13 protein-coding genes are annotated in these 18843 nt (G+C 42.0%); 4 read left to right on the plus strand and 9 right to left on the minus strand.

Annotated elements, in window-relative coordinates; genetic code table 11:
* Positions 1 to 23: 23 nt before the first annotated feature.
* The 3 genes from ACSBL2_RS00715 (at position 24) to ACSBL2_RS00725 (ending at position 4173) form a co-directional block, all read left to right on the plus strand.
* On the plus strand, positions 24 to 1013 hold the full coding sequence (locus ACSBL2_RS00715) for a glycoside hydrolase family 43 protein (protein ID WP_442589759.1): 990 nt from the start codon (positions 24 to 26) through the stop codon (positions 1011 to 1013).
* Between the two features lie 132 nt (positions 1014 to 1145).
* A complete protein-coding gene (locus ACSBL2_RS00720) occupies positions 1146 to 3128 on the plus strand; it encodes an alpha-L-arabinofuranosidase C-terminal domain-containing protein (protein ID WP_442589760.1) in 1983 nt (660 codons plus the stop codon).
* A 37-nt stretch (positions 3129 to 3165) separates the two neighbouring features.
* Positions 3166 to 4173: an arabinan endo-1,5-alpha-L-arabinosidase gene (locus ACSBL2_RS00725; RefSeq protein ID WP_442589761.1), complete on the plus strand. Its 1008-nt coding sequence runs from the start codon at positions 3166 to 3168 to the stop codon at positions 4171 to 4173.
* Between the two features lie 66 nt (positions 4174 to 4239).
* Here ACSBL2_RS00725 and ACSBL2_RS00730 read toward each other — a convergent pair whose 3' ends face one another.
* From ACSBL2_RS00730 to pnuC, 5 genes are all read right to left on the minus strand, one after another.
* Entirely contained in the window at positions 4240 to 5514 is a 1275-nt protein-coding gene (locus tag ACSBL2_RS00730; protein WP_442589762.1) for an MFS transporter, read from the minus strand.
* A gap of 290 nt (positions 5515 to 5804) precedes the next feature.
* On the minus strand, positions 5805 to 6437 hold the full coding sequence (locus ACSBL2_RS00735) for a thiamine phosphate synthase (protein ID WP_442589763.1): 633 nt from the start codon (positions 6435 to 6437) through the stop codon (positions 5805 to 5807).
* A 36-nt stretch (positions 6438 to 6473) separates the two neighbouring features.
* On the minus strand, positions 6474 to 8912 hold the full coding sequence (locus tag ACSBL2_RS00740) for a TonB-dependent receptor (protein ID WP_442589764.1): 2439 nt from the start codon (positions 8910 to 8912) through the stop codon (positions 6474 to 6476).
* Between the two features lie 261 nt (positions 8913 to 9173).
* Positions 9174 to 9695 (minus strand): AAA family ATPase, encoded by a 522-nt coding sequence (locus tag ACSBL2_RS00745; RefSeq protein ID WP_442589765.1) that lies wholly within the window; start codon positions 9693 to 9695, stop codon positions 9174 to 9176.
* A 6-nt stretch (positions 9696 to 9701) separates the two neighbouring features.
* Positions 9702 to 10313: a nicotinamide riboside transporter PnuC gene (pnuC, locus tag ACSBL2_RS00750; protein ID WP_442589766.1), complete on the minus strand. Its 612-nt coding sequence runs from the start codon at positions 10311 to 10313 to the stop codon at positions 9702 to 9704.
* Positions 10314 to 10896: 583 nt separating this feature from the next.
* Between pnuC and carB the strand changes: the two genes are divergently transcribed.
* On the plus strand, positions 10897 to 13713 hold the full coding sequence (gene carB / locus ACSBL2_RS00755; RefSeq protein WP_442589767.1) for a carbamoyl-phosphate synthase large subunit: 2817 nt from the start codon (positions 10897 to 10899) through the stop codon (positions 13711 to 13713).
* A 180-nt stretch (positions 13714 to 13893) separates the two neighbouring features.
* Here the strand turns inward: carB and ACSBL2_RS00760 are convergent, their stop codons facing one another.
* The 4 genes from ACSBL2_RS00760 to ACSBL2_RS00775 all read right to left on the minus strand — a co-directional run bounded on the left by ACSBL2_RS00760 (position 13894) and on the right by ACSBL2_RS00775 (position 18622).
* Positions 13894 to 14856, minus strand: a complete 963-nt coding sequence (locus ACSBL2_RS00760; RefSeq protein WP_442589768.1) for a DUF3137 domain-containing protein — start codon at positions 14854 to 14856, stop codon at positions 13894 to 13896.
* Positions 14856 to 15413 carry a LemA family protein gene (locus ACSBL2_RS00765; protein ID WP_442589769.1) on the minus strand — a complete coding sequence of 186 codons (558 nt, stop codon included), beginning with the start codon at positions 15411 to 15413 and terminating at the stop codon, positions 14856 to 14858. Before ACSBL2_RS00765 ends, ACSBL2_RS00760 begins: the two co-directional genes overlap by 1 nt.
* A 99-nt stretch (positions 15414 to 15512) precedes the next feature.
* On the minus strand, positions 15513 to 16889 hold the full coding sequence (gene radA / locus ACSBL2_RS00770; protein ID WP_442589770.1) for a DNA repair protein RadA: 1377 nt from the start codon (positions 16887 to 16889) through the stop codon (positions 15513 to 15515).
* Positions 16890 to 17071: 182 nt separating this feature from the next.
* Positions 17072 to 18622, minus strand: coding sequence for an Rne/Rng family ribonuclease (locus ACSBL2_RS00775; RefSeq protein ID WP_442589771.1), 1551 nt, complete (start codon positions 18620 to 18622; stop codon positions 17072 to 17074).
* Positions 18623 to 18843 lie beyond the last annotated feature (221 nt).

Below are 18843 nucleotides of genomic sequence, written 5' to 3' on the forward strand. Positions count from 1 at the left end.
GTTAGGAAATTTTTAAAGAAGATATGGATACACAAATGATACGACAATGGGGAAGGAACTTCAGTCTGGCACTGTTATTCCCTGTGATGTTGACGACGGGGATTAAGGCACAGACTGGCAAAATTGTTCAGGGCAATCCTATTATTACCGATAAATACACCGGGGATCCGGCAGCGATGGTCCACAACAATACGGTTTACCTGTATGCTGGGCATGATGAAGCGCCTGCCGGACAGGAACGTTATGTGATGAATGAATGGCTGGTCTATTCTTCTACAAATATGCTCGACTGGAAGGAATATCCTGTACCCCTGAAAGCTAAGGATTTCGCCTGGGCCAAAGGTGATGCCTGGGCTTCGCAGGTAATTGAAAGAGACGGAAAATTTTACTGGTATGTAGCCGTAGAGCATGGCAGCATCCATGGAAAGGCCATTGGTGTTGCGGTTTCAGATAGTCCGACCGGTCCGTTTAAAGATGCTAAAGGATCGGCAATTATTACCAATGATATGACCAAGGATACAGACATTAGCTGGGATGATATCGACCCGACGGTATATATTGATGACGATGGTCAGGCCTATATGTATTGGGGAAACCGGGTTTGTTATTACATCAAGCTGAAAAAGAATATGATTGAGCAGGACGGGCCTATTGTTAAGGTTGATCTTCCGAATTATACCGAAGCACCCTGGATCCACAAGCATAAAGACTGGTATTACCTCTCTTATGCCTATGAGTTTCCGGAGAAAATAGCCTATGCCATGAGCCGTAAAATCACGGGGCCATGGGAATTTAAAGGTATCCTGAATGAGGTTGCCGGCAATTCAAATACCAACCACCAGGCCATCATAGATTTCAAGGGCAAATCCTATTTTATCTACCATAACGGATCGATTCCCACCAATGGTGGAAGTTACAGAAGGTCAGTGTGTATTGATGAGCTGAAATACAACTCCGATGGGACGATGAAACGTATCATTATGACTACTGAGGGGTTGAAAGCAAAGAAATAATCCTATTTTGAAGACTGAATAAGTTGGTGTTGTGCAATGCCCTATGCGATAGAAAAGCTATTCCATAGGGCATTGCAACAGCCGGCATCTTTACTTTGAATGATCTAATATTTAATTAATAAATAGCTGAAAATGAATTTTAAACATTTTGCCCTTACAACCGTGGCGACATTTGGTCTGCTGAATGTAATGGCTCAGAAGAATAAAACCATTGTGGTGAATACCAGTAAGGTTACGGCACAGGTGCAGCCCGAAATGTGGGGCGTATTTTTTGAAGATATCAATATGGGCGCCGATGGCGGAATCTATGCCGAACTGATTAAGAACAGGTCTTTCGAATTCTATAAACCATTGATGGGCTGGACTACACAAGGCAGTAAGATGAAGGAAGGTGATTTCCTGGTGCTGAACAGGCAAGAGTCACACGCCAATAATCCACGTTTCCTGCGTGTAAACTCTACTGCCGCAAAACGTGGCGACCTGGGAATGGTCAATGAAGGTTTTCGTGGAATTGGTGTAAAGAAAGGGTTGAAATATGACTTTTCTGTATTATACAGACAGGCCGCTGCAGGGGTAAAACTGCATGTGGAACTGATCGATTCTACCGGACGAGTGTTGGGTAGTGGAACATTGAATCCGGAAACGGCAGGAAATCAGTGGACAAGTCAGTCGGTTAGCTTCACTGCGAATGAGACTGTAGAAAAAGCTAAATTCAACCTGTGGTTTGAAGGTGCAGGAAAGATAGACCTGGACATGATTTCTTTGTTTCCCGGTGATACCTGGAAAAACAGAAAAGGTGGATTGAGGGGTGATATGGTACAGATGCTGGCAGATATGAAGCCAGGTTTTGTACGTTTCCCGGGTGGATGTATTGTAGAAGGGCATGACCTTTCCGTACGTTACCAGTGGAAAAAAACTATAGGTCCGGTAGAGAGCCGTGAACTGATCGTTAATCGCTGGAATTCGGAATTTGCACACCGTCCGGCTCCTGATTATTACCAGACTTTCGGGTTAGGATTTTACGAATACTTCCAGTTATCTGAAGATATTGGTGCTGCCCCACTTCCTATCCTAAACTGCGGCATGGCCTGCCAGTTTAATACGGGTGAGGTTGTTCCCCTGGAAGATCTGGATCCTTATATCCAGGATGCTTTGGACCTGATAGAATTTGCTAACGGAGACAGCAATACGCCATGGGGTAAGGTAAGAACTGACATGGGCCACCCTGCGCCTTTTAACCTGACGATGTTGGGTGTAGGCAATGAAAACTGGGGTCCGCAATACCTGGAGCGTCTGGCTTTGTTTACAAAAGCGATAAAAAGTAAGTATCCGGAGATCAAGTTAGTCAACAGTTCAGGAACAGATCCTGATGGAGAACGTTTTGACCTGTTGAATACTTCCCTGAGAAAAATGAAAGCTGATATCATTGATGAACACTATTACCGTTCACCTGAGTGGTTTTTATCGAATGCCAACCGTTATGACAATTACGATAGAAATGGCTCTAAAGTGTTTGCAGGTGAATATGCAGCACAAAGTGTAGCCATTGCCAAACCTACCAATAAGAATAACTGGGAATGTGCGATTTCAGAGGCCGCATTTTTAACCGGTCTGGAAAGAAATGCAGGCGTGGTTCATATGGCTTCATATGCTCCTCTATTCGCCCAGGCAGATGGATGGCAATGGACTCCGGATATGATCTGGGTGGATAACCTGAATATTTACGGTACACCTAACTACTACGTGCAGAAGTTATATTCCCTGAATAAGGGAACAGATGTAGTGAGTATCCTCGGTGATAACAAGATTATCTCTGGTCAGGATAGTATTTATGCTTCTGCCGTGATTGACAGGAAAACAAATGAGGTGATCATTAAAGTGATCAATGCTTCATCTGTGGAGAAAAGCAGGAATGTTGTCGTTAAAGGCGCTAAGAAACTGGCTGCTAACGGAACACTGACCCTGCTGCAGAACCAAAATCTTAAGGCAGAGAATTCCTTTGAGAATGCCATTAATATCAGTCCGAAAGAACAGCCACTGGCAGTAAAAGGCAATAACGTTTCCTTGAGTTTAGCCCCTTATTCCTTCAGCGTTGTACGCATAGGGATGAAATAATATGTATAGATCAAACAAAAAATCAATTAGAATGCTTATGAAGCCGATATTCATGCTTCTCTTACTGTTCCTGGGCTTTAATTCCATAGCCCAGGAATATCAGTCAGATATTTCTGTTCATGATCCTGTAATGATTAAACAGGGGGATACCTATTATCTTTTCAGTACCGGTTGGGGAATAGATGTCTGGAGTTCTAAAAACCGTAAAGAATGGAAAAAAGAGCAGCAGGTGTTTGCTGATGCCCCAAAATGGGCTGTCGATGCTATACCTGGTTTTAAAGGTCATATCTGGGCACCTGATATTTATTTCCGTAACGGACAGTATTACCTGTATTATTCTATTTCTGCTTTCGGAAAAAATACTTCCGCCATCGGTGTGGCTACGAATAAAACATTAGATCCGGCCTCACCTGATTTTAAATGGACAGACCATGGTAAAGTCTTGCAATCGTATCCGGGTAAAACGAACTGGAATGCAATTGACCCCAATGTGATTACAGATGACAGGGACGTTTCATGGATGGTCTTTGGCTCTTTCTGGGATGGACTAAAACTGGTGAAAATGAATAAAGATCTTGTACATGTGGCAGAGAACCTGGATAAGATACCGACCATCGCCAGTCGTAAGACTGATCCTTCAGCACCCAATCCGCCTTCGGTAGATGGAAATCCTGTTGATGCCGGTGGTAACGCCATTGAGGCACCTTTCCTGTTCAGGAAAGAAAAGTATTTTTATCTTTTTGCCTCTACAGATTATTGCTGTAAGGGAGAAAAAAGTACCTATAAGATGATCGTAGGCAGGGCAAAATCCGTAAAGGGACCTTACCTGGATAAGGATGGAAAATCTATGGCAAAAGGCGGGGGTACGCTGCTATTGCAGGGGAATGCCGACTGGTATGGCGTAGGCCATAATGCCGTGGCCAGTTTTGATGGAGAAGATTTTCTTATTTTTCATGGTTATGATGCGAAGAATAAAGGAATCTCAAAACTTAGGATAGAAAAATTGAAATGGGTTGATGGCTGGCCTGTGGTTGATCTTGAATAACAATTGCCACTAAGAAAAGATAACAAAAAATGCTGTGACCATGATGAATGGCCACAGCATTTTTTGTTATACCTCTTTATTGTTGATCTCATCGAGTGAAAGGCCCAGCAGGCTCTTCGTTTTGCTGTAGGTGATCCCAGCAACAAGTATGGTCATACATCCGCCAAATACCACCGCAGGGACAGTCCTCATGAGCTTTGCGGTAAGTCCGGATTCAAAAGCCCCGATCTCATTAGAAGAACCGATAAACATACTGTTTACTGCAGATACCCTTCCCCGCATTTCATCGGGTGTAAGAAGTTGCATAATGGTAGAGCGGATAATGACACTGATGCTATCAAATGATCCTTCCAGGAAAAGGAAAACAAGGGTTAAATAGAAATTCTTTGAAAGTCCGTAACAGATAATACTGGTCCCGAAGCCCACTACTGCAATCAGCAGGTTTCTCCATGGTTTGTTCATCGGGGAATAGCGGGTCATCACCAGCATCGTTAATACCGCGCCACTGGAAGCTGCTGCACGCATGAGGCCCAGTCCTTCAGAACCTACTTTTAAGATGTCGTTTGCAAATACCGGCAGTAAAGCAACGGCTCCGCCAAAGAATACAGAGAATAAGTCCAGGCTCATTGCCCCAAGCATCATTTTGCTTTTAAATACAAACTGGATTCCCTGGGTAAGACTTTTCATGATACTCTCCTTGGGAATGTATTTGGGTGGATGCTGTTTTAAAAAGAAAATACAGACCAGGGAAACAAATATAAAAAACAGAATGATGGAATAGGTAACAGTAACACCGTAGAAGCCGTAAATTAATCCGCCAGCCGCTGGACCCAAGATAGAAGCAGCCATATAAGAAGAACTGTTCCAGGTACTGGAATTCGGATAAAGTTCTTTAGGGACAATCTGTGCCATTAATGAAAACGTGGCGGGACTAAAAAATCCGCGGGCAATACCGATACCAAATACCATGGTGTACATAATGGGGATGATGTAACTTACAGGGACATAAGCGTGCATTTGTGGGGCTGTGGAGACCAGCATGACAACTGAACAAAGAAAAACACCCAGAAAGATTTTTAGTAAAAGCCCTCTTTTCTCGGATTTATCGGCCACATATCCACCATAAAGCGCAACGCTGATGGCAGGAATGGCTTCACAAAGTCCCACGAGTCCTAAAGCAAGCGGATCTTTTGTCAGGTGATAAATATGGAAGCCTATAATAACGGCCTGCATCTGGTAAGCGAACGTAAAGAAAAAACGCATGCCGAGGTAGGATCTGAACTCCCTATATCGCAGGGCTGCATAAGGATCTTTCTTATCTATGATTTTGGGACTGTCCAATGGAATTGAGTTTAAACAAATGTAATATTTAGGAGAACATTTTTGTAATGCGAATTACCTCTATACATGGAATTCTTGTTTTTGCCGCTGCAAATTGACTTTCAGCAGGCAATTGTTGGAATAGGCGTTTCAATTTCAACAATGGGCGGCCGACATTTAACAAATGAGTATGGCTTCCCTGCAGGTAATCACCGGCCTTTAAGCTAAGCATATTGGTATATTGTGTATAAAAAAAGCTGCCCCGGAATATGGAACAGCTTGTACAAGTAAATTCAGTTCTACTGACTGGCTTAGTTCAGTTTGTTATAAAAGTCCTGGTAAGCTTCCTTCATGTTCTCAGCCTTATTGATAGCTGAGGAGGCAGCGATGCCGAAGATGCCTGTTTCCATCAGGGATTCTACATCGTTTAAGGTCACGCCACCAACAGCGAGTACAGGAAGATTAATCTCTTTCTCTTTTAATATGCCAACGATATTTTTGTATCCTTCAACGCCCAATAAAGGGGAATTGTTAGGCTTAGTGGTCGTGACACTGAATGGTCCGCAACCCGCATAATCTACGCCTTCAGCGGCAAGCCTGATTAACCCTTCTACAGTATTGGAAGAACCGCCAATGGTAATGGCTTCTCCCAGTTGTTCACGGATAGCGATAAAATCGGCATCCATGTCTTCTATATGAAAACCCTGGATATCTGCTTTCCCATTCAGGTGAATATGGTTCGTCACAATCAATGTTGCCCCCCAGTCATCACAAATCTCTGCAATGGCATTGATATCTACTAAAAGTGCATCATCATCTTTGATAAGACACCGGTATTGTATCCATTTTGCCCCTGCTTCACAGGCTAGCTGTGCCTGTTCGATATGTGTCAGTCGATCAATGTCATGTGTAATAAACTGTAGGTTTTCGATGAACTTTTTCATTTTTATAAGTTAAATATAGCGGTATCGGAATGGGTACTAAAACTTTACATTCAGTGACAACAGGAAATTAGCTCCTGCCTGAGGGAAATAAAAATTTTCCCTTGTGGTTACACCGCCGTAAATATAGCCATAGGTATATCCATTACTTTCATATTTTTTATTCAGAATGTTATTGGCCAGCAGGCCGATGTTCATATTTTTAACTCCTTTAAAGCTGAAATCATAGCCTAAGCGTGCACCATTTACCCAATAACCGTTTAACTTCCTGCTTTCATTTTGGGTGTTATCCAGGTATTGTTTGCCTACATATTTACTCTGCAGGGCAAGGGCAAAGTTCTTAACTGGCTTGTAAACCAGTTCCCCGAAAATTACTGCGCCTGGTGAAAAGGATATATCCGTATTTTTATGCTCATATTCCTCCTGTAGGTCGGTGTCAGAGTTATCTAAATATTCTGTGAAATTTTTAATCTTATTCCGGCTGATGGCTGCATTGGCATTGACCATAAAATATTTGCTGATGGTATAGGAGCCATCCACTTCAACACCAATTCTATAGCTTTTAGGAACATTCTGACGGAATGGAGAGCCAACATCACTCAGTTTACCTGTCACGACCAGCTGGTCTTTATAAAACATCCCATACACATTGATTCCTGCATTGAACCTGGAATGCTGGGTGCGGTAACCTGCTTCCACATCATACAAGCGCTCAGGATCTGGTACAGTACCCAGGTTGGCATTGACATAATCATCACGATTTCCTTCTTTATTGGCCAGGCTTAGGGAAGCGTAAATATTATTGCTGTGATCTACAGTATAGGTGGCGCCTACTTTAGGATTGAAAAAGTTAAGCTCATCGTTGATCCTGAGGTTACGCAGGTCATTGTCCGTTCCGGTGATCTCATAGGTTACCCTTCGGTATTGTAAATCGGCAAACAAGCTGAGTTTTTCTGCGGGATTATAGGTCATCTTTCCGAAGATGTTGAAGTCATTTTTATTTCCATCGCCATCATAATAGCGATCGGAATTGTTTAGGGTTGAACTAACCTGTGACCAGGTAATTTGTCCGTAATGTTCACCTCGGTATTGGTTGTATGCACCTCCAAGGGTAAAGTTCAGATTAGACTGGGGTTTGTAATTTAGGGAATACGTTACGCCATAGAAATCATTGTCCAGCCATCTCCTTCTTACCAGATTGGTTACTTCTACTTCAGCACCATTAATGACCGGATTTTCCAGGCCATAACTACTAAATTCTTCATTCTTTTTATATTCCTCATAATACCCTCTTCCACGGGTATAATGAAGTGCAGCATTCAATGAAAATACATTGCTTAACTGTTTTGCATACAATAACTGGTAATGGTCCTGCCAGTAATTGTCATTCTGATCCTTGTATAAAAAGGAATTGTACTTCCTGCTGTTAGAATTGAGCAGGTTTGCCGCATCTTCCTCATCAAGCTCATTTCTTGCAATATAATCGTTCATTCCCTTTATATCACCGCGCAGCCTGGCTTCAGGTATACCATTCCAGGATTGGTAAGTCCTCTCTGAACCGGAGAAAATATTCACCCGTAAGAGGTCAGTTTTGCCATGATAGGCACCGGAGACGAAGAACGATTTTAACAGGGAGGCACCACGGTCGATAAATCCGTCTGACTGGATCCTCGACAGGCGGCCATCAAAGCTGAATTTATTGTCTATTAATCCGGTTCCTATTTTTACGGTATTTTTGAAGGTATTAAAAGTTCCGAAAGTATTGTTCACTTCAGCATAAGGCATTAATCCCGGAGCGGAGGTCTGGATATTTAAACTTCCTCCGAAAGCGCCGGCACCATTTGTAGAAGTACCCACCCCGCGCTGAATCTGGATATTTTCAACGGAGGAAGCAAAATCGGGCATATTTACCCAGAAAGATCCCTGACTTTCCGCATCATTCAAGGGAATCCCGTTTACCGTTACATTCACCCTGGTCGCGTCGCTGCCCCTGATCCGGATCCCGGTATAACCGACTCCTCCTCCTGCTTCTGAAGTAACCACCACACCAGGTGTATTGTTCAGGATAAAAGGCAAATCCTGGCCGAAATTATTGGCCTCGATATCAGATTTACTGACGTTTTTATAGGTCGTGGCAGATTTTTCCGCAGCTCTGGTCGCCATGACAATAACTTCATCAGCCAGGAAGGCAGAATTGACAAGGCTAAAGCCTATCACCTGGTTTCCTGTGATGTCTACTGTTTTCTGTTGTGTTTCATAGCCGAGATAGCTCACCATAAGGATGTAGGTTCCTGCTTTGACATCCTTAAGCAGGTATTTTCCCTGCGTGCTGGTTTTGGTTCCTTTCCCGGTACTTTTCAATATCACAGTTGCGCCAGGCAGGAAAGTTTGATTGTTTTTTTCGGATACCGAACCCGAAATGGTGTACTGTGCTTTGAGCAGTAGCGGTGTAAGCAATGCGAAGATTGCTACAGTCATTAATTTTTTCAACGTTTGTCAATTTCTTTAGTAAAACCTGCTGTAAATAGGGGCACTTACAGTATAGTTAAACTCCATAACTCCAATCCCTCCGCCGGCATTACCCGGATCAGGTGCATATCTGTTAAGAGCACATTGTGCGTCTTCCAGATAATGGGTATGATCTCAGCCTGTCTTTGTGTTTTTTACAAAACAAGGCACCCCTTTTGATAGCGCAAATGTAAAGATTATTTTAACAATAGCAATAGGCAGCCTTACTGGCTAACTATTGGCAAGAAAATGATCAACTGCTGTGATGGCTTTTTGCAGGCGGTCTTCTATCCCGTTAATGAGCACATAATTGGCACCTAAATTCTCGAGTTCTTTGTACCATATGGCCATGAAGTGTTCGCGCATGTGTGGGAAGTCGCGTAAAGGGTCTTCCTGCCATGGCAAATCAATATCAAGAAGGAGATAAAGGTCGTATGTCCTCTCCGGTAGCGCATCCAGGACAAGCTGCGGGGTTTCGCCAAGCATTTCATCACTCCAGATCTTGACGGTTAGAAAAGTGGTATCACAGAAAATAAAATTCTTTTCTGCCATTGCCAGTACCGATTCTTCCAGGGCTACCTGTCCGTGGAACATATTGATCTCATCCTGCATGGTACAGGGCTCTGTTAATGCAGCGCAATAGTACCGGGCAAATTCTGCAACCCATAAGGTCTGGTAATGTTTTGCAAGTAATTTGGTCAGGGTTGATTTTCCGGTACTTTCGGGACCCACGATAGCTATTTTTTTAATCATAATTTTTTATGCTAATGTTTTTTTCCAACCCTTATAACCCATCCAGGCAATATAAATGTACAGGGTGTACATCATTGCTGTAGGATATAGACCTTTTGACAGGTATACACCTACATAGATGATATCGACAAAGATCCAGATCAGCCAGTTTTCCAATACTTTCCTGGCCAGGAAAACCTGTGCCACGAGACTACATGCCGTACAGAAACTATCGATATAAGGGTAGGCCGCCGCTGTATTCTGATGAAGTAGAAATCCCGGGATTACGGTCAGCAATAGAATTGCAATGATGGAAATGATGATTTCCTTTTGTTTAATGGTACTTACCGGGATCGTTTGTTCCTGTGTATTCTTCTTTTTTGTCCAGAAATACCAGCCATAAATATTCATGATTAAGAAGTACACCTGTAACCCCATATCGGAATACAGGCGGGTTTCGAAAAATATCAAAACATAGATCAGTACACTTACAATAGCAATTGGCCAGTTGTAAATGTTATTTTTTGCGGCAAGCCACACACATAATATCCCGGTGAATACACCTGCCCATTCCAGCCAGCCCGACTGAATTAAGAAATCCATCCCCTCCTTCAGGTTTGCCATCATTGTTAACATCATAAGGGCCAAATGTAATTATCCTAAACTAATTGTGAATACATTTCGGATTAAAGCGGTATAAAATCTTGACAGACACGCTATCATTCTGGATAAAACCTTCATAAAAAATCCGGCAGGGATGAACGTCCCATGCCGGATAATAAACCAAACAAACTATTTATGAAGAATAGTATCTGCCTCTAATGCATTAAGGCAGATGCTTTTAATCATTTGGAATCGTGTAGATAAATAAAAACTGTATTTCTGGCTCAGTTTAATTATTTAGCATTACGTTATCCAAACATGGTCTCAATTCATCTCTGGGAGACCATTGCAAAAAGAACGGAAATCACAGGTATATAGTACTGGATTCACTGCTGAAAAAGAGGAGATCGTGTTTCTTGACGCTATCATGACGTCTTCTCTTTTAGGGTTAATTTCATTTTTTAAAAAATATGCATTTGTATCTTCTAAAAACGTAACTTTGCATCCCGACAGAACAGTCGGGATTCTATTTCCATAGCAAAATACTTCCCGCCCGCTATCAGGTCTTAATTGACCACAATTTTTTACTTAACAATACTTTAGACTTTTTTAAAGCCTTATGCCCAAAGACACCTCCATACGTTCAGTATTGATTATCGGATCTGGACCTATTATTATTGGCCAAGCCTGTGAGTTTGATTACTCAGGATCCCAAGCTGCATTATCCCTTAAAGAAGAAGGAATTGAAGTTTCAATTATCAACTCCAATCCGGCTACGATTATGACGGATAAGGTCATTGCAGACCATGTTTACCTCAGACCGCTGACTGTAGCTTCTATTGAGCAGATTTTGACAGAGCGGAAAATTGATGCAGTATTACCTACCATGGGTGGCCAGACTGCCTTGAACCTGTGCGTTGAAGCTGAGGAGCAAGGTATCTGGGAAAAATATGGCGTCAGGATTATTGGTGTTGATGTTGCTGCAATTGAAAAAACAGAAAACAGGGAAGCTTTCCGCCAGTTAATGGTGGATATAGGTGTAGGTGTTGCCCCTTCAAAAATTGCCAATTCATTCCTGGAAGGTAAAGAAGCTGCACAGCAAATCGGTTATCCATTGGTGATTCGCCCTTCTTATACGCTGGGTGGTTCCGGCGGAGGTTTTGTGCATAAAAAAGAGGAATTTGATGCTGCATTAAAACGCGGTTTAGAAGCTTCTCCAACACACGAAGTACTGGTAGAAAAAGCAGTATTGGGCTGGAAAGAATATGAGCTGGAGTTGTTAAGGGACAGCAATGATAACGTAATTATCATCTGTTCCATCGAAAACTTCGATCCGATGGGAATCCATACAGGAGATTCTATCACGGTGGCACCAGCGATGACTTTATCTGATAGCTGTTACCAGGAAATGCGTAACCAGGCTATTAAGATGATGCGTGCCATTGGTAATTTCGCCGGAGGATGTAATGTTCAGTTCTCTGTTAATCCGGATAATGATGACATCATTGCTATCGAAATTAATCCAAGGGTTTCCCGTTCATCAGCGCTGGCAAGTAAGGCAACAGGTTATCCAATTGCTAAAATTGCTTCCAAACTGGCTATCGGTTATAACCTGGATGAAATTGAAAATCAGATTACCAAAACCACTTCGGCTTATTTCGAGCCTACGCTGGATTATGTAATTGTAAAAGTACCCCGTTGGAACTTTGACAAGTTTAAAGGTGCGAACATGCAGCTTGGCTTGCAGATGAAATCTGTAGGTGAGGTCATGGCTATTGGCCGTAACTTCATTGAAGCACTGCAGAAAGCTTGTCAGAGTCTTGAAGTCGGTCGCGCAGGTTTAGGTGCCGATGGAAGACACAACAGGAATATTGAAGATATTATGCATGGTTTAGAGCATGCAAGCTGGAACCGTTTATTCCTGATCAAGGATGCCATGAGCATGGGAGTTCCACTGGAGTCTATCCGCAAAGTCACTAAGATCGACAAATGGTTCCTTGCGCAGATCCAGGAATTGGTACATTTGGAAACAGAAGTGAAACGTTATTCACTGACCAATATGCCAAAAGATTTCTTCTTCACCCTGAAACAAAAAGGGTTCTCCGATATCCAGATTTCTTACCTGCTGGGGAATGTTACGGAAGATGAAGTATACGAACGCAGAAAAGCTTTGGGAATCAGGCGTGTGTATAAAATGGTGGATACCTGTGCAGCGGAATTCTCTGCAAAGACACCTTATTATTACTCTACATTTGAAGAAGAAAACGAATCGGTTCCAAGTGATAAAAAGAAAGTAATCGTATTGGGTTCTGGCCCTAACCGTATTGGTCAGGGAATTGAATTTGACTATTCCTGTGTACATGGTTTGCTTGCCGCTAAAGAAACAGGTTTTGAAGCCATCATGATCAACTGTAACCCTGAAACGGTTTCGACCGATTTCAATATGGCTGATAAACTTTACTTTGAGCCTGTATTCTGGGAGCATGTACGTGAGATTATTGAACTGGAAAATCCAGTTGGTGTAATTGTACAGCTGGGTGGTCAGACTGCACTTAAAATGGCAGAAAAACTTCATGAGAATGGCATCAAAATTATCGGAACTGCCTACAATGATATGGATGTGGCTGAAGATCGCGGACGTTTCTCTGACTTACTGAAAGAACTGGATATTCCTTATCCGAAATACGGGGTTGCAGAAAATGCTGAAGAGGCTATTGTTGTAGCCAACGAAGTAGGGTACCCGGTATTGGTTCGTCCGAGTTATGTATTGGGTGGACAGGGCATGAGCATTGTGATCAACGATGAAGATCTTGAAAAAGCAGTAGTGAAACTATTGGGCGATTTACCTGGAAACAGGGTGTTGATTGACCATTTCCTTGACAGGGCAGAAGAAACGGAATCTGATTCAATCAGTGACGGGGAAGATGTACATATTGTAGGGTTAATGGAGCACATTGAGCCTGCCGGTATCCACTCTGGTGATTCATTCGCGGTGTTGCCACCTTTCGGTCTTTCCGATACGGTAATCAGCAGCATGGAAGCCTATTCGAAGAAAATTGCCAAAGCTTTAAATGTCATCGGTCTGTTAAACATCCAGTTTGCGGTAAAAGATGAAAAAGTATATGTAATTGAAGCGAATCCCAGGGCTTCCAGGACTGTTCCTTTCATCGCTAAGGCTTACGATGTTCCTTATATCAATATCGCTGCTAAAGTAATGTTGGGTGTGAATAAACTGAAAGATTTCACTATTGAACGTAAACTTCAGGGCTATGCGATTAAAGAACCTGTTTTCTCTTATGATAAGTTCCCGGAAGTGCCAAAAGAGTTAGGGCCGGAGATGAAATCGACCGGAGAGTCTATCCGTTTCATTAAAGACCTGGAGGATCCTTACTTCAGACAATTGTATAAAAACAAGTCAATGTATTTATCAAAATAACTGAAATCCTGTAAAAGGATCCAGTATCTCATTTAGAAGGGTAGCTCATTAACAAGGCTACCCTTTTTTAATTTCTTGTTTTTCTTCAAAAAATAAGGATTCTGTACTATTGTTTAATTATTGGAGAGATGTTGTGAAACTTAGGTCAGGCGTTAGGTGATCAAAGTATATTTTCTGCTCTTATTCTTTCCCCCATATGCGGGTATTCAAGTCCAGTTCCTGAACTATTCCGTACATAAACCGGATTAAAGAGATGTCGCGCTCCAGGCATGATGGTTCCAGCAGGCTTTTATAAACAGGCCCCTCAAAATAATTTTCCGTCAGTGGAAAGGCAATGTGCATTTTACTGTCTATGAATGAAAGGGAAATGGTATAACGACATTTAGCGTCCAGTGCACATATTTTATCCATCATGGAGGGGGTAAGGATATAGCGGGCTTCAATCTGATCCGTAGAATGGGTAATAAAGGTCTTGGAAAATTCTATATTCTCCAGTTCTACTTCCGTACTTTTCCGGGAGAAGAAGATCGGTACTGCCTTTTTTATCCATCCCCCAATTTTGCTGCCCATGTCACTGGGTCTGACAACTGTAACCCCATGAAAATGTTTATTAAAATCCGCTGTAAAAACAATTCCTTTAAGAATCTCATGCCAGTGTTCCTGTCTTCTGCCTTTGCTGTCTTTTGTTTCTGTTTTATATTCAGCATGCACTTCGGAAAAGACGAAGCTGGTTTTGTTGGCCTTTCCACTGACCTGATCTTCACTGTGATACCTGTGTGGTGTCTGGGCGAATAATTGTGTGTCGACAAACTGTTTCTCCGACATACCTTCCAAGGGGGAAATGGTCAGGCTGCTATCTATCGTTCTTAACGCGGCACCTATCGCCTTCCTTTTAAAGGAATCCTGATAAGCCCTTTCTGCCGGGACTGAACGCCACTTCATCACGATGCCTGCAATGACTATCCCTATCCCAATAAAAAAGCCCCATGGAGGCAAGGGGAACACAAAAATACCCACTAGCAGAAATCCTATCCCTGCTCCGATAATAACAAAGGAACGTACGTTCGCCTTGGACACACGTAGGCGTTCGACTTCCAACTCCTGTAATATCCCTTGCAGGGCTGCGTCGTTTTCCAGTGCCATTAGCTATTGAATAAATCTTTGGCGCTTATATTTTTTCTTTCTTCTACCGTATTTTCAATGACGGGAAAGGGTTGATAATTTAACATCCCTGCGAAAATGCTACCCGGGAACATCATGATCCCATTATTGTAGGCAGTTACCGAGGAATTGTAATTTCTTCTTGCTGCAGCAATCTGTTCTTCACTTTCTGTCCAGGTGGTTTGCAGGTTCATGAAATTTTGGTTGGCTTTCAGGTCAGGATAATTCTCGACTGTCACCATCATGCCGTTAACAGCAGAACCCATCTGTTTATCCAGGTCAATCTTTTCCTGGTTGGTCAGTTGTCCTGCAGCCGCTTTGGTCCGCAGATCTGTAATCTGTGTCAATACCCGCTCTTCATAACCGGTATATTGTTTTATAGTCTGAACCAGGTTTGGGATCAGGTCATACCGTTTTTTCAGCATCACGTCAATAGCAGAAAAAGCATTGGCAACCTGGTTTCTTTTTGCAATCAGGCCGTTATAAAAACTGATTCCGATAATAAGAATAATGATAAGAACAATGGCAATAATGAACATATCTATAGGATTTAGGTAAATATTTCTTTGTTCTGTACTTAATGTCAGGTAAAAATATTAAAATATTACAACAATACCGAGTAGAATGTGCTGAAAATTTTACCCAAACAGTAAAGAAAAGACATCCTCTATCTTACTTACTCCGGTAATTTCAATCGTATATTTATCCGTTACCAATCCTTTTAAATTATAATTGGAGACAAATATCCGGTCGAATCCCAGTTTATCAGCTTCAGAAATGCGTTGTTCAATTCTGTTCACCGCCCTGATCTCCCCTGATAAGCCTACCTCCGCTGCAAAGCAGATTTTTGAAGAGATGGAAATATCTTCGTGTGAGGAGATGATGGCCGCTACAATAGCCAGGTCAATTGCTGGGTCTTCTACTTTGATACCTCCGGCAATATTCAGGAATACATCCCTTGTGCTGAGCCTAAAGCCGCATCTTTTCTCGAGGACAGCAAGGAGCATATTCATTCTTTTGGTATCAAAGCCGGTAGCAGACCGCTGGGGTGTTCCAAATGCTGCTGCACTCACCAATGCCTGCGTTTCGATTAACATCGGTCTTGCGCCTTCTAAGGTAGCTGAAATGGCAATTCCACTCAGCTCTTCGTCCCTTTGGGAAAGTAGGATTTCTGAAGGATTGGACACCTGCCTTAATCCACCGCTATGCATGGCATAAATCCCTAATTCAGCAGCAGCACCGAAACGGTTTTTAATAGAACGTAAAATCCGGTAAATATGATGGCGGTCGCCTTCAAATTGCAGAACGGTATCTACCATGTGTTCCAGGATTTTAGGGCCAGCAATGGCACCATCCTTAGTGATGTGGCCAATCAGGAACACAGGAACACCTGTTTCTTTGGCGAAACGTATCAATTCTGCCGTACACTCCCGCACCTGGGAAACACTTCCTGGTGTAGACTCGATATGAGACGAGTGCAGGGTCTGAATGGAATCGACTACGACGATATCAGGCTCCAGGGCCTCTATTTGTTTGAAGATATGCTGTGTAGAGGTTTCTGTCAGAATATAACAATCTGCCGTTGGGCTTTCTGTGATCCTTTCCGCACGCATTTTGATCTGCTGTTCACTTTCTTCACCAGAGATATACAATACCTTTCTGCCTGCAATGTTCAGCGCAAGCTGTAACATCAGAGTTGATTTTCCGATGCCTGGTTCCCCACCAATAAGCACTACTGAGCCTGCTACAAGTCCGCCGCCAAGCACCCTGTCCAGTTCCAGGTCGCTCGTAGACACTTTGTGCTCCGCAGTGGTTTCTATATTGTTTACTTTGTTGGGTTTATTCAGCTTTTTGGTACTGCCGGAGGACTGCCATACAGGGACATTTGCTCCTGGTTTTTCGATGATTTCTTCTACAAAGGTATTCCATGAGTTACAGGACGGGCATTTGCCCAGCCATTTAGCAGATTCATATCCGCAGCTCTGGCAGAAATATGCTGATTTAGTTTTAGCCAATTGATGATAGATTTAGATAACGAATTTAAACTTTATAAATGAAATCTGCCTAATTTTTCAATCCTGAAGAGGGCTGATTACTGCTCTTCCTGGTTACCTCAGGCATTTGGTTAGCTGGTTAAAAATGAAAAAGCCTGACTACTGTCTCAGTAATCAGGCTTTCCATTATGTTTTGAAAACGGTTACAATTTTATTTCTTCGTCTTTGGAAGAGATAAAATGAAACTCTGTTAATAAGTAAGACGGAACCGACTTTACTTTAATTCTTTGTCCGTATTTAAAGAACCATTTCCATTGTAAGGAATAGATTCCTTTTTTAATAAACGCTTCTATAAACGGATGTACACAGAGCGTAATATTTTTCTCATTTTGTTCCTGTAAAATGTAGTTCAGATTGTTTTCAATGTCATCCATTAAAACAATACTGGCTTTAATCTCACCGGTACCATGACACATCGGACAAACTTCGTTTGTAACGATATTCATTTCAGGGCGTACACGCTGACGGGTAATCTGTACGAGACCAAATTTACTTGGCGGCAGGATCGTGTGTTTCGCACGGTCGAGCTGCATGAGTTCTCTCAGATAATCGAACAGCATTTTACGGTTTACAGGTTTGTGCATGTCGATAAAGTCTATCACCACTATACCGCCCATATCACGTAACCTAAGCTGGCGTGCAATTTCTTTAGCTGCCTCCTTGTTTACCTGTAAAGCATTGTCTTCCTGATTTTCCTTGCTCGCAGTTCTGTTGCCACTGTTTACATCAATAACGTGCAGCGCTTCTGTATGTTCCACAACAAGATAAGCTCCACCGGCAAGGTTTACGGTCTTGCCAAAGCCATTCTTAATTTGTTTCTCAATACCGAAATGCTCAAAGATTGGTTCTTTGTGCTTGTATGGCTTCACAATTTTCTCCATTTCGGGAGAAATCTCGTGTACGTAAGAACGGATATCTTCGAAAAGATTAAGGTCATTTACGTACACATTGGTGAAGTCGGTACTTAAAATATCACGTATCAAAGTTGAAGTACGATCCATTTCACCCCACACACGTTTCGATGGTTCCGCTTCAGGAAGTTTTTTAATAAACTTTTCCCATTTGGAAACAGAGTCCAGCAAATCTTTCTGTAATTCTTCGACCCCTTTGCCTTCAGAAACGGTTCTGATAATGACACCAAAATTTTTAGGCTTTATACTTTCGATAATCTTTTTTAAACGATTACGTTCAGTATTGCTTTTAATTTTTTTCGAGATTGAAATTACATTAGAAAAGGGGACTAATACAATATAACGTCCTGCAATAGAAAGATCAGAGCTTAAACGCGGACCTTTAGTTGAAATAGGCTCTTTGGCTATTTGAACAGGTATAAGCATGTTTTTGGCGACTACCTCAGATATTTTGCCTGCCTTATTGATATCGGCTTCAAGCTTTAAATTATCTAATAGTGTTCCACTAACAGTGCCATTCCGCTTAATTTTTGTAAGCTTTAACAAAGATTGAACTTGCGGACCAAGATCGAAATAATGCAAAAATGCATCTTTCTCATAACCCACATCAACAAACGCAGCATTTAGTCCCGGCATGATTTTTTTTATGCGGCCTAAATAAATATCGCCAACGGCGTAATTCGTGTTGATGAGTTCTTTATGAAGTTCTACAAGTTGTTTATCTTCAATCAAAGCTATGGTTACTCCCGCGGGAGTTGAATCGATAATTAATTCCTTTACCAAAAGCTATACATTTCAAGGGGTTTAAATCCCTTATTAAACACATGGACTGAATAAATAAAAAACGTATCAACGACTAATAGATACTAAGTATTCACTCAGTATCTATCAGCCGTTAATCAATAAGAATAAAATCCTATTTTTTCTTATGTCTGTTTTTTCTTAAACGTTTTTTACGTTTGTGGGTAGCCATTTTATGTCTTTTTCTTTTTTTACCGCTTGGC

Origin of the sequence: Pedobacter sp. AW31-3R (assembly GCF_052180285.1) — a bacterium.
Classification (GTDB): Bacteria; Bacteroidota; Bacteroidia; order Sphingobacteriales; family Sphingobacteriaceae; genus Pedobacter.